Annotated in this window: 15 protein-coding genes; 8 read left to right on the top strand and 7 right to left on the bottom strand. The window is 39.6% G+C overall.

Annotated features, from left to right (window positions below):
• On the top strand, nucleotides 1-186 hold a 186-nt coding region (locus OQ268_RS17205), incomplete at its 5' end, for a hypothetical protein (protein ID WP_265857990.1).
• Nucleotides 187-235: 49 nt separating this feature from the next.
• On the opposite strand, the gene OQ268_RS17200 is transcribed toward OQ268_RS17205, so the two are convergent.
• The 3 genes from OQ268_RS17200 to OQ268_RS17190 are packed head-to-tail and all read right to left on the bottom strand — an operon-like array spanning nucleotide 236 to nucleotide 2,642.
• Nucleotides 236-595, bottom strand: a complete 360-nt coding sequence (locus OQ268_RS17200) for a CoA-binding protein (RefSeq protein WP_265857989.1) — start codon at nucleotides 593-595, stop codon at nucleotides 236-238.
• Nucleotides 596-604: 9 nt separating this feature from the next.
• Nucleotides 605-1,072, bottom strand: coding sequence for a DinB family protein (locus OQ268_RS17195; protein WP_265857987.1), 468 nt, complete (start codon nucleotides 1,070-1,072; stop codon nucleotides 605-607).
• A gap of 31 nt (nucleotides 1,073-1,103) precedes the next feature.
• Entirely contained in the window at nucleotides 1,104-2,642 is a 1,539-nt protein-coding gene (locus OQ268_RS17190; protein WP_265857985.1) for an NAD(P)/FAD-dependent oxidoreductase, read from the bottom strand.
• A gap of 108 nt (nucleotides 2,643-2,750) precedes the next feature.
• On the opposite strand from OQ268_RS17190, the gene OQ268_RS17185 reads away from it, so the two are divergent.
• From OQ268_RS17185 to OQ268_RS17165, 5 genes are all read left to right on the top strand, one after another.
• Nucleotides 2,751-3,332: a LemA family protein gene (locus OQ268_RS17185; RefSeq protein WP_265857984.1), complete on the top strand. Its 582-nt coding sequence runs from the start codon at nucleotides 2,751-2,753 to the stop codon at nucleotides 3,330-3,332.
• A gap of 84 nt (nucleotides 3,333-3,416) precedes the next feature.
• The gene (locus tag OQ268_RS17180) at nucleotides 3,417-3,857 is read left to right on the top strand and encodes a TPM domain-containing protein (RefSeq protein WP_265857983.1); all 441 of its coding nucleotides are present in this window, start codon (nucleotides 3,417-3,419) and stop codon (nucleotides 3,855-3,857) included.
• 6 nt (nucleotides 3,858-3,863) lie between these two features.
• Nucleotides 3,864-4,652 (top strand): TPM domain-containing protein, encoded by a 789-nt coding sequence (locus tag OQ268_RS17175; protein ID WP_265857982.1) that lies wholly within the window; start codon nucleotides 3,864-3,866, stop codon nucleotides 4,650-4,652.
• A 64-nt stretch (nucleotides 4,653-4,716) separates the two neighbouring features.
• Entirely contained in the window at nucleotides 4,717-5,106 is a 390-nt protein-coding gene (locus OQ268_RS17170; protein ID WP_265857980.1) for a hypothetical protein, read from the top strand.
• Nucleotides 5,107-5,131: 25 nt separating this feature from the next.
• Nucleotides 5,132-5,683, top strand: a complete 552-nt coding sequence (locus tag OQ268_RS17165; RefSeq protein ID WP_265857978.1) for an NUDIX hydrolase — start codon at nucleotides 5,132-5,134, stop codon at nucleotides 5,681-5,683.
• A gap of 95 nt (nucleotides 5,684-5,778) precedes the next feature.
• On the opposite strand, the gene dnaA is transcribed toward OQ268_RS17165, so the two are convergent.
• From dnaA to OQ268_RS17150, 3 genes are all read right to left on the bottom strand, one after another.
• The gene (gene dnaA, locus OQ268_RS17160) at nucleotides 5,779-7,209 is read right to left on the bottom strand and encodes a chromosomal replication initiator protein DnaA (RefSeq protein ID WP_010601383.1); all 1,431 of its coding nucleotides are present in this window, start codon (nucleotides 7,207-7,209) and stop codon (nucleotides 5,779-5,781) included.
• Between the two features lie 452 nt (nucleotides 7,210-7,661).
• A complete protein-coding gene (locus tag OQ268_RS17155; protein ID WP_265857976.1) occupies nucleotides 7,662-9,209 on the bottom strand; it encodes an acyl-CoA mutase large subunit family protein in 1,548 nt (515 codons plus the stop codon).
• 57 nt (nucleotides 9,210-9,266) lie between these two features.
• Complete coding sequence (locus OQ268_RS17150; RefSeq protein WP_265857975.1) at nucleotides 9,267-9,797, bottom strand: DUF7935 family protein; 531 nt, start codon at nucleotides 9,795-9,797, stop codon at nucleotides 9,267-9,269.
• Between the two features lie 93 nt (nucleotides 9,798-9,890).
• Between OQ268_RS17150 and OQ268_RS17145 the strand changes: the two genes are divergently transcribed.
• Nucleotides 9,891-10,244, top strand: coding sequence for a HesB/IscA family protein (locus OQ268_RS17145; protein ID WP_265857974.1), 354 nt, complete (start codon nucleotides 9,891-9,893; stop codon nucleotides 10,242-10,244).
• A 160-nt stretch (nucleotides 10,245-10,404) separates the two neighbouring features.
• Entirely contained in the window at nucleotides 10,405-11,634 is a 1,230-nt protein-coding gene (locus tag OQ268_RS17140; RefSeq protein ID WP_265857972.1) for an ABC transporter permease, read from the top strand.
• 33 nt (nucleotides 11,635-11,667) lie between these two features.
• On the opposite strand, the gene OQ268_RS17135 is transcribed toward OQ268_RS17140, so the two are convergent.
• Nucleotides 11,668-12,405: a tyrosine-protein phosphatase gene (locus tag OQ268_RS17135; protein ID WP_265857970.1), complete on the bottom strand. Its 738-nt coding sequence runs from the start codon at nucleotides 12,403-12,405 to the stop codon at nucleotides 11,668-11,670.
• Nucleotides 12,406-12,414: the final 9 nt, after the last annotated feature.

Genomic DNA, 12,414 nt, shown 5'->3' with positions numbered 1-12,414 from the left:
CAAAGCATTGCGGGTGTAACTAATTTAAACCCGAATGGTGCGGAAATACTTTTTGTGGCACTAAAAAAGCCCAGGCATTTTCGTGCCTGGGCGGTTAGTTTTTTAATGCCTTTAACAAAAAGATTGCAGCGAATGCGGGACTGCTATAACAAAAGCACCACCGCAACTGATTTTCTGATGTTATAATTGATTTGAACTGATAAACTGGATCTGGCATGAAGGTTTGTTGCTAGAACTAGTATTGTCCGGTACTCAATAATACTAACGTACAGGCACGTACGGGCTCGATATTGTGCTGATCCAAGAGTTTTTCAAGTTCGTAGTTTTCGGTTCCCGGATTGAAAATTACACGCTTAGGGTTAGTTTCTAAAATATAGTCGTGATACTGCGGTTGTAGTGCCGGACCAATGTAAAGGGTTATTGTATCAATATCGGTGTGTATTTGATCGGGTTTTTCTATGGTAACACCAGCGACATCGCCTTTCTTTATGCCAACATTAACGAAATCGTGGTTGAAACGCTTTAACATATGTGCAGCTTTGTAGGCATAACGTGTAGGGTCTGGAGAAGCCCCAATGATGAGTGTTTTTTTCATAATAACCATTTAAAATTTAGAAAGCAGGGCAATTTGACCGGAATGGTAAGCATGATGTTGTGCCAAGCCATTAACCAACTCTATTTTGGTAATTGCTGTGCCTAAAGAAATACTGATTTCAGGTGACAGAGGCATTTCCCAATCGCTTGGTTTAATGTTTTCGCAAACCCGAATCAATTCTTCGTTAGCGACCTTGAAATTAAATATTATCTTCTCCCAATGAACAGCTGTGTTTCCTTCAGGCTCAGGCCAATCGCCCAGCAAAGGTTCGCCGGCGGGGTTTTCAAGTAAACGTGAGGTAACCTCCTGTGTCCATGAGGTAAGATGCAAGGCTATTTCTGCAATCGAATGTGCATTCGCTACAAATGGTGTAAAGGCATTTTCGGGTTTAACATTATTTAAGGTTTGCATGACGTGATTACCATACCATGCATCTCCGCTAAAAACTTTCTTTATCTCACTGGTGATACTAAACATATTTAAATAACAACCCGATTATTATAATGTTTTAAGCGTTGAGGATGGCATTGGCACAATTGACACCATCTATTGCAGCGGATACAATTCCGCCGGCGTAGCCTGCCCCTTCTGCACAGGGATACAATCCTTTAACCTGGGGATGTTGATAAGTAATCTTATCTCTGGGAATACGAACGGGCGATGATGTTCTGCTCTCTACCCCAACCAAAATCGCCTCATTGGTGTAATATCCACGCATTTTTTTCCCGAACAAAGGCAAAGCGGCCTTTAAGCTTTCTGAAACAAAATTGGGCAAAATGCTATCGAGCATAACGCTTTTTGTACCTGGGAAATAGGAGTTTTTAGGTAAATCTTTAGAAAGACGGTTGCTAACAAAATCGACCATTCGTTGCGCTGGGGCCACTAAATTTCCACCACCGGCTTCGAAAGCGAGTTGCTCTACTGCTGACTGGAAATTTAACATTCGAAGAGGATCGTAACCTTGTACATCGTTTAAGGTAACTTGAACAACTGTACCGGAGTTGGCAAACGGGTTATTTCTTTTAGACGGCGACCATCCATTTACCACAATTTCATTTTGACCGGTTGCACATGGAGCAATGATACCGCCGGGGCACATGCAAAACGAGAAGACGCCACGTTGACCAACCTGCTCTACCAAACTGTAATAAGCTGGGGGTAGAAATTCTGAGCGGATATCACAATGGTATTGTGCAGCATCTATAATCTCTTGGGGATGTTCTATCCTAACACCCAAAGCAAAAGGTTTTGCCTCAATTAAAATATTTTTTTTATTTAATAATTCATATACATCTCTGGCTGAATGTCCGGTAGCGAGAATAATATGATCGGCATGAATTTGCTCATCGAAATTGACTTCGATACCGATAACCTTTCCGAAAGAGATCAATAGATCTGTCATTTGGCTATCGAACATGATTTCCCCGCCTGCACTTTGTATGGTTTCTCTGATTGACGTGATGATTTGTGGGAGTTTGTTTGTACCAATATGAGGCCGGGCATCGATCATAATGTCCTTTTGTGCACCATGATCGACAAAAACCTGAAGCACCTTGTTGATATCGCCACGTTTGTTAGACCTAGTATATAATTTGCCATCTGAATAGGTACCTGCACCACCCTCACCATAACAGTAATTAGATTCTGTATTTACAACACCTTGCTTATTGATATTGGCCAGATCTCTCCTTCTTTGCTTTACATCTTTACCTCTTTCGATGATGATAGGTTTAAAACCATTTTCGATACATTGAAGTGCAGCAAATAGCCCTGCCGGACCTGCACCTATAATTAGTACAGGTTTGCCATTACTGACATTTTGATAGTTGATGACACTTGGATTAGTTATCGGCAATTCATCTATAAATACTTTTATTTGCAGGCGGAAGATAACTTTCCTTGATCTTGCATCAATCGATCTTTTTTGTATTTCGAAGCCCTTAATCTGGCTTATGGGTAAGTTAAGCGACTCGGCTAATTTAGTCTGAATTACTTCGGCTTGCTCAACCTGGTGTGGAAGCAGCGTTATTTCGATGTCTCTTTGCATAAAACCTGTCAGGTTTTTATCCTGAATTGTAACAAAGGTACAGATTTTGTAATCTTATTTGTAGATTGAATAAATTTCAGTTAGAACATTAAACACAAAATCATAAAAATGAAAAAATTAGTATTTGGAATTTTAGCTGCAGTTATTGCAGTGAGTACCCTAAGTTCATGCGGCTATAATAGCATGGTTAAATTAGATGAAAATGTAAAATCTAAATGGGGAACGGTTCAAACCCAGTATCAAAGGCGTGCAGATTTAATTCCTAATTTAGTGGCTACAGTTAAAGGCGCAGCAAAATTTGAGCAAGGAACTTTAACCGCTGTAACAGAGGCTAGGGCGAAAGCTACCCAAATGACGGTAAATGCGGATGATTTAAGTCCGGAAAATATTCAAAAATATCAAGCTGCACAAGGTCAACTTAGTCAGGCTTTAGGCAAATTGCTTTCCATCACTGAAAACTATCCAGAGCTAAGAGCAACACAACAATTTAGCGATTTATCTGGACAGCTTGAAGGTACCGAAAACAGAATTACCGTTGCCCGTAAAGATTTTAATGATGCGGTACAGGAATACAATGGTAAAATCAGATCATTTCCTACAAATCTTACTGCAGGCATGTTTGGATTTAAACCGAAAGGCTATTTCGAGGCCGATGCAGGTGCTAAAAATGCCCCTAAAGTAGAGTTTTAGTAATTATCATTAACAGTTAAGGGTAATGCATGTTTAAACATTTGAACAAGCATTACCCTTTTTAGTTCATCCAAACACAAAATCATGTCGCTATTTACAGATACTGAACAAGATAGAATTGCCCAGGCGATTGCTGATGCAGAGAAAGCAACCTCGGGAGAAATAAGAATTGCCATAGATAAACATTGCCAGGGAGATGCCTATGAAAAAGCTACCGAATACTTTGCAAAATTGGGAATGGATAAGACTGCGCTGAGAAACGGGGTGCTGATCTATCTGGCACATGCTGATCATAAATTTTCGATTATAGGTGATTTAGGAATTAACCGTGTAGTGCCAGAAAATTTTTGGGAAACGACAAAGATTGCTATGACGGCACATTTTGCAAAAGGCGATTTAGCTGATGGCATTATAGCAGGTGTTGCTTTAGCCGGAGAGAAATTAGCAATTTTCTTTCCGCCACAACAAGGAGATATTAATGAGTTGCCGAATGATATCATTTTCATGGATAAACTAAAAAATTAAATGGTGATGAAAAAACTATTCCTTTTATCGCTTTTAGGACTTATTTTCAGTTTAACCTATGCGCAAGACTTTCCTCAGAAGCCATCTACATTAGTGAATGATTATGCGAATGTTTTATCGGCAGAGCAGAGGCAAGCGCTAGAAAGTAAGCTGGTTGCATTTGATGACTCTAGTTCTACCCAAATTGCAATAGCGATATTAAAGTCGGTAGGCGACTACGATATTAATGAGTATGCCGTGCAACTTGGCCGCAATTGGGGCGTGGGGCACAACGGAAAAAACAACGGTATCATGATCGTGGTAGCTGTGGGCGATAGAAAAATTTCTATACAAACCGGCTATGGGCTTGAGGGCGCTTTGCCTGATATTTATGCTAAGCGCATCATTGATAACGACATTAAGCCCAATTTTAGAAATGGAAATTATTATGCCGGATTAGATGAGGGAACTACCTCCATTATTAAATATACCAAAGGTGAATATAAAAATGATAACCCGAGAAAGGCATCTTCAAAAAAAGGAGGAGTGGGTAGCATATTTATTGTGATTATTATTGTGATCATCTTAATTATTTTGATGCGCAAAGGCGGCGGTGGCAATGGTGGAGAGGTAATTGGTGGAAGAGGTGCATCAAATGCGCTTTTTTGGGCTATGCTTTTTGGTAGCGGCGGCGGCCGTGGTGGAAATAGTGGCTGGGGAGGCGGTTTCGGTGGTGGCTCTTCTGGGGGCGGCGGAGGCTTTGGCGGCTTTGGTGGCGGAAGCTTCGGAGGCGGAGGGTCTAGCGGAAGTTGGTAACAGCACCAAACATTTAAGCGTTAGCAGAGAAACTAGTAAAGGTTTAAACTTAAAATAGCTAATTATGTATAGGAAAGATTTGATTACAGCGGAAATACAGCGGTTGGCAGAAGTTTTATCCCGAATAATGGGCCTAAAACTTGAGGGAAAACTAAAAGAAGCTCAAGTAATTTTTGAAGATACGCTAACAGGTAGTTTTAGGCTTCCAATAGCAAATTTAGAAAACCCCGACTTATCGGCTTTCGAAGACTGGTTGGGAAAATCAGATCTATCTTCAGAAAAACTAGATTCGCTAAGTGAGTTTATGTATTATGAACTCGGCCTCAATTCTGAAAGGAATTTGCTTATTGCGCCGAAGCTAAATTTAATATATAATTATTTATCTGAGCAGCACAAGATTGTACATCTTGTAAATCTCCATCGCCAGAAAACGATACAGCAATATTTAAGTTAATTTTGCTTCATTAAATAAAACAAAAATGATAATAGAAAAGTGGCAGCGGCTTGCTTCTAGGTATTTGGTACAAGAAAAATGGGCGACATTAAGGGTTGATGAGTTGAAGTTGCCAAATGGCACCATAAAGGATGATTATTTTGTACTGGAATATTCAAATTGGGCCACGGCGATTGCGCTTACCGAAGATGGAAAAATGATACTGGTTCGGCAATATCGGCATGCTGGTGACATTATATCTTTAGAACTGCCTGGGGGCGTTTTAGACGGAGATGAAGGCGGAGAAGCAGGTGTAAGACGCGAATTGATTGAAGAAACCGGTTTTAGTTTTAAAACCTGCAAACTTATCGCTACCCTTTATCCAAATCCGGCTACAGCCAACAACCAAACCTTCACTTACTTTTTGACAGGTGGTGTTAAAACGCATGAGCAACATTTAGATGAACACGAGATTTTGAACGTTGAAGAATATACGGTTGATGAAGTAAAAACATTGCTAAAGGAAAATAAGATTGCACAGTGTATCCACGTAGCAGCTTTGTATTACGGTTTGGCCGAGATAGAGAAGATGAAATAGCAACTAACAAAAAACGAGAAAAGTCCTGAATGTTTCAGCACTTTTCTCGTTTAACAAAAAATATTTTCTGATAAGGTGGTTGTTCTATCTTGATACTAACTCATTTTCAATTTCTTTTGAATATCATGTACGTAAGCCTTGAATTTCTTATCTGTATCAATTAAGTCTTCTACAGTTTGGCAGGCATAAATCACTGTACTATGGTCGCGTCCGCCAAAGAAAGCGCCAATGGTTTTTAACGATGATTTTGTATGGCTTTTAGATAAATACATTGATATCTGACGGGCCTGCACAATTTCGCGTTTACGGGTTTGCGATTTTACCATATCAACCGGAACTTCAAAATACTCGCAAACCAACTTCTGGATATATTCCATGGAGATCTCTTTGGAGGTGTTTTTAATGAAGTTTTTCAACATCTGTTTAGCCAGGGCCAAATCGATTTCTTTTTTATTTAATGTAGCTTGCGCTAACAAAGAAACCATGGCACCTTCAAGCTCACGAACATTGTTATCGATGTTATGAGCAACATACTCTACTACCTCTCCTGGTAATTCAATTCCATCAGCATACATTTTCTTCCGAAGAATAGCGATACGGGTTTCGAGATCAGGAATTTGTAAATCTGCAGACAAGCCCCATTTAAAACGACTTAACAAACGTTCTTCCAAACCAGCCAGATCTTTAGGCGCCTTATCTGATGTTAAGATTACCTGCTTACCAGATTGGTGTAGGTGGTTAAAGATGTGGAAGAATATATCTTGGGTTTTTTCTTTACCTGCAAAGTTATGTACATCATCCATAATGATCACGTCCATTGCTTGGTAAAAGTTAACAAAATCATTGATAGTGTTATTTTTCAATGAATCTACAAACTGTTGGCAAAATTTCTCACAGCTTACATAAATCACCAATTTATCTGGCATGCTGCGTTTAATCTCATTTCCGATTGCCTGCGCCAAATGGGTTTTACCCAAGCCGACACCGCCATATATCATTAAAGGATTAAAAGAGGTGCCCCCTGGTTTTGCTGCAACGGCGTAACCAGCAGAGCGAGCTAAGCGATTGCAATCTCCCTCGATATAATTTTCGAAGGTATAGTTTGCATTTAGTTGGGGATCAACATTTAATTTTTTTAATCCTGGAATGATAAACGGGTTTTTAATATCCTTGTTAATAGATACGGGTATAGGCATAGACTGAACTTTAGCTTCAGCGCCATTTCCGTTAGAAGGCATATTGGTAGTATAAGGATTGCCGCTGTTAGATGATTTATCGACAACGATATTATATTCCAGCCTGCCATCTTCTCCAAGTTGCTTTTTCACGGTTTTCCGTAGCAAGCCTACATAATGTTCTTCAAGCCATTCGTAAAAGAACAAACTTGGTACCTGTATGGTTAAAACTTTGCCTTCTAACTTAAGGGCTGTTATTGGCTCGAACCAGGTTTTGAAACTTTGGTTCGGAATATTATCCTTAATGATTTGAAGACAGTTCTTCCACACTTCTGTACAAGTTTTTTCCATTGCGATTTCTATAATTTATTGGTTTACAGTGCCGATTCGACTATACGGGATGGTCCGTTTCGGGATTACGAATATTGACAAAATTATCAACATTTTAAACAAAAATTTCAAATAAATCGTAACATACTGATATGGAATATGGTAGCACAGTTAACCTCAATTTTTTATGTTGATAACTATTTATTAACATCATTTATCCACATGAAAGTAAGTAATGAAGACATTCTCGTTAGTAATCGAATCTATAATTCAAAAGCAATTACTAGGCCATTTGCAGCATATTGAAGGCAGTTTTTAGCGATAATACCTCAACACCCTCTATATCAAACAAAATGATAACAGGCAATTGATACCATATAGTTTCGACATTAAGACAGGATTGATTGACTGTGGAATATCTACCCCATTTAAACGCAATTACAACTGAGGTTTACCAAAATGGTAGATACGGTTTAATATTCTCCGAATACCCTTCTCAAAACATCTGATATCTCTCCAAGGCTGGCATAAGCTTCTACCGCATTTATAATCAACGGCATTAGGTTGTCATTGCCTTTTGCGGCCTCTTCCAATGCTATAAGTGCTTGGTTTACGGCTTCATTATTTCGGTTACTTTTAAGTTCTCTTAGCTTATCAGATTGAATTTTTCTGATCGAATCGTCTATATTAAAGATATCGTTGATCCCTTCTTTAGCTTGTGTAAATTTGTTTACCCCAACAGATACCCGCTCTCCCGATTCTATCTCTTGCTGGTATTGGTAAGCTGCCTTTGCGATTTCATTTTGCATATAATCGCTCTCAATTGCATTTACCGATCCGCCCATTGCATCGATTTTACCAATGTAGGCCCATGCGGCGGTTTCTATTTCATCTGTAAGGCTTTCTACAAAGAACGAGCCCGCCAGCGGGTCTACTGTATCTGTTACACCGCTTTCAAAACCAATGATTTGTTGGGTACGTAGGGCAATTTTTGCTGCTGCTTCTGTGGGTAGAGATAAAGCCTCATCATAGCCATTGGTATGTAGCGATTGCGTGCCCCCTAAAACCGCAGCCATAGCCTGGTTGGTAACCCTAATTACATTATTTAATGGCTGCTGTGCCGTTAAAGTAGAACCACCAGTCTGTGTGTGGAAACGTAGCATCTGCGCTTTCGGGTCGGTTGCGCCCAACTCTTTCGTAATTGTTGCCCACATTCTGCGGGCGGCCCTGAACTTGGCAATCTCTTCAAAAAAATTGTTGTGGCAATTAAAGAAGAATGATAATCGCTTTGCGAAAACATTAATATCTAAGCCTTTTGCAATAGCTGCTTTAAGGTAAGTTTTCCCGTTTGCTAAAGTGAAGGCAAGCTCTTGTACAGCATTAGCACCCGCCTCGCGGATGTGATAGCCCGAGATGGAGATGGTATTCCATTTCGGCACTTCTTTACTGCAAAACTCAAAAATATCTGTAATAATGCGCATAGAAGGTTTAGGAGGATAAATGTACGTACCCCTAGCTGCATATTCCTTTAAGATATCATTTTGGATAGTACCCGAAATCTCCTTCAAATCGGCTCCCTGCTTTTTAGCCAAGGCAATATACATGGCCAACAGAATAGAAGCAGTAGCGTTTATAGTCATGGAAGTGGTAATGTCTTTTAGGGCTATTCCATCGAAAAGAATTTCCATATCTTTCAAGGAATCAATCGCTACACCAACTTTTCCTACTTCCCCATCGGCCATGTCGTGATTTGAATCGTAACCAATTTGGGTAGGTAAATCAAATGCGACTGATAAACCTGTTGTTCCCTGGGCTAATAGATAATGATAACGTTTGTTAGATTCTTCGGCCGTAGAAAAACCTGCATATTGCCTCATTGTCCACAACCTGCCTCGGTACATATCTTTTTGAATGCCCCTGGTAAAAGGGAATTCACCAGGTTTCTCTTCCAGCAGTTTGGCAGCAACATACAACTCCTTAATTTCTATCCCAGAGGTTGTAGTATATTTTTTTTCACTCATATTTGGTTAGGTTACTTCATGCTCTATTGCAATTAGGTGCTTGCACGAAAACTGAATTTAGAACATTTTTTGAATGTCTTTTTTAATTAATTCTATTGTTAAATCATATGGATTTTCATCAATAGTTGTCATGTGCGTTAAAACTGCTGTGCTCAATTCGATACCATTTGCATCGGCAGGCAAACCCTTCACTGCATTATTAATCATTGCGATGGTATCATCTTTCAGTTTTCGCACAACACTCCAGGTGGTGCTATCTACATATAGCTGTTGAGTAATATTATGTTGATACTCTGATTTTATTTCATTTAAAATGCCGGCTTGCAACGTAGAGATACTTACGCCTTGCTGATGTAAACGTACAAGTAAATTTACTGGGTTAATTCTATCAGTGAAAATGATAAGCCTTTCGTGTGCTTGTAAGCGTAAAGGCAACAGATGCACCCTGCCCTCCTTATTCATCTCCATTTGCTTTAAATCAAAAAAGCGTTGGATATCATTTCTGGAGAAATAATAAAACGCCGCCAACGCAGAGAAAAGGCCAGCGAAAAGGATAACTACATCACTTAAAACTTGTTGTACATTCATGGGTATTGTTTAATTACGGTAATATTAACGGGTGGTTAAAAGCAAAAATGTGCATTATTATTTATATTTGTAATAGATAAATTTGAAATAGATATGAGCACAACAGTTGATACAGCATTTGCACCGGTAACTTTTTCGGAAGGCGCATCAAAAGAGTTGCATAAATTGAAAGACCAGCAAGAAATTGGTGACGATTATGGCTTACGTGTTGGCGTGGAAGGCGGCGGATGCGCAGGAATGAATTACATTTTAGGCTTTGACCAGAAGAAAGATGGCGACCAAGAGTTTTTCATCGATGGGATAAAAGTATATATGAATAAAGCACACCAAATGTATCTAATGGGAATGATGATCGATTGGCAAGATGGTTTAAATTCCAGGGGATTTACTTTTGTTAATCCGAATGCGACAAGCACATGTGGATGTGGCACCAGTTTCTCGGCTTAAATAAAAATTATTGTAACATAAAGTACAGTCCCCATGTCTAAGCATCGGGACTTTTTTTATTTTTAGCCTGGTAGATAAATTATAATAGTAGATAAAAACTAACTTTAGACCTAACAACCAATTATATCCTCATACTCATCCTACTCGATAAGGAACATAAATGAATTACAGAGAGAACACCAGACTGGCATTAGAATCTATTAAGGGTAACCGCTTACGCACCATGCTTACCGCGTTAATTATTGCCATTGGTTTAATGGCCCTTGTTGGGATTTTGACTACGCTGGATGCTGTAAAGAAAAGCATGACGGATGCATTTAGTAGCATGGGTGCAAATTCTTTTACGATAAGAAATAGAGGCACAGGTATAAGAATTGGAAACGGGAAGCGCCCGAAGCCATTTAAATCGATCCGATATGAAGACGCCATTAACTTTAAGGATAGTTTAAAGGCACCAGCCACTGTAGCTGTAAGCGTTTTTGCAAGTGGTGGCTCTACAGTCAAATATGGCAGTTTGAAAACCAACCCGAATATTAATGTACAAGGAATTGATGAAAACGGCTTAGCCTCCCAGGGTTTAAACCTATCTCTGGGCAGAAATTTTGGGGTGTCTGAAGTTAAGCTTGGCAGCAATGTGTGTATTGTTGGCGGAGAGGTTGTAGCAAGGCTTTTTAAAGACACCGACCCCATGGATAAGTTAATTAACGTGGGCAACAATCGATTTAAGATTGTAGGTGTACTGGAGAAAAAGGGTTCGAGTATGGGTTTTAGTGGCGATAGGGCGGTATACATTCCGCTTATTAAAGCAAAGCAAATCAATGCAAATGCTAACCCTTCTTATACCATTACGGTTATGGTTGGTGATAACAATGACCAGGAAAATGTAATTGGAGAATCCACGGCATTATTTAGAAATATTAGAAAAGTAAAGATAGGCGAGTCAAACAATTTCGAGATTACAAAAAGTGATGCCATTGCCCAAACCTTATTTGAAAACCTGGCATTCGTTGCTATCGGTGGTGTTGCCATTGGAATTATTACCCTCATTGGCGCTTCTATTGGCCTTATGAACATTATGTTGGTATCAGTAACCGAGCGTACCAGAGAAATTGGTATCCGTAAAGCCATTGGTGCTAACCCTAAAGTTATTCGTCGCCAGTTTTTGATAGAGGCTGTTGTGATCTGCTTAATGGGAGGTGCTTTGGGAATCTTTTTAGGGATTGTACTTGGGAATATAATTTCTTTAGCCATGGGCGGGGCATTTTTAATCCCCTGGATATTTATCATTGGTGGATTTCTGCTTTGCGTAGGCGTTGGCATCTTATCAGGCTATTATCCGGCAAAGAAAGCCGCAAGATTGGATCCTGTTGAAGCATTAAGGTACGAGTAATACGCTTACTCGCTGCGATAGAAAGTTTCTATCTTAGAGGTACACGTTTTTGAGCTGGCGCTGAACCAGTAGTTGTTGCATTGATGTTGTGGAGAGGCTTTGTGCTAAAGCTGTAGCATGCCTAACATGGTGCATATCGCTGCCAATAAAATCTACAAGGCTATGCTCTACCATTTCTTCTGCAACCTTTTTTGCTCCCGAACCATAATAACCGGTTAACGCAATCGCGTTTAATTGTAGCATACAACCTGTTTCTTTTATTTGATGGTAACGCTCAAACGTGTTATAGAAATAGGGATATCTTTCCGGGTGGGCAAGCACCGGTTTATAACCAGCATCCTGGATTGTTTTGATGAAATCGATGAGATTTTTTGGAGCATTAACGTAAGAGAGCTCAAATAGCAGGTACTGATTGCCAAAAGTTAAGACATCTTTTTCACGTACTTTCTTTTCAAGTGTCTCATCCAGGTAATACTCTGCAGCAGCATCAATCTCGATATCGAGTTGTAGCTCATCTACACCTTTTCTTAACTGTTCCAAACCTCTCTTTATTGTATCTGGGGTATTGCGGTAATAATCTGCCATAATATGTGGCGTGGCGATTAATTTTTGATAGCCCACAGCTTTAAGTTTCTTAACCAAAGCAAGTGAATCGTTCAGGGTTTGGGCACCATCATCCACGCCAGGAATAATGTGCGAGTGTACATCAGTTCCGATGTTAGAGAAATTAAATTCGGGTGCTATTTTTTTTCTTTTAAATAATCCGAACATTACTTGGTG

Source organism: Pedobacter sandarakinus (assembly GCF_026240095.1).
In the GTDB taxonomy this organism is placed as follows: Bacteria; Bacteroidota; Bacteroidia; order Sphingobacteriales; family Sphingobacteriaceae; genus Pedobacter; species Pedobacter sandarakinus.
This window is presented reverse-complemented; position numbering and strand designations above follow the sequence as displayed.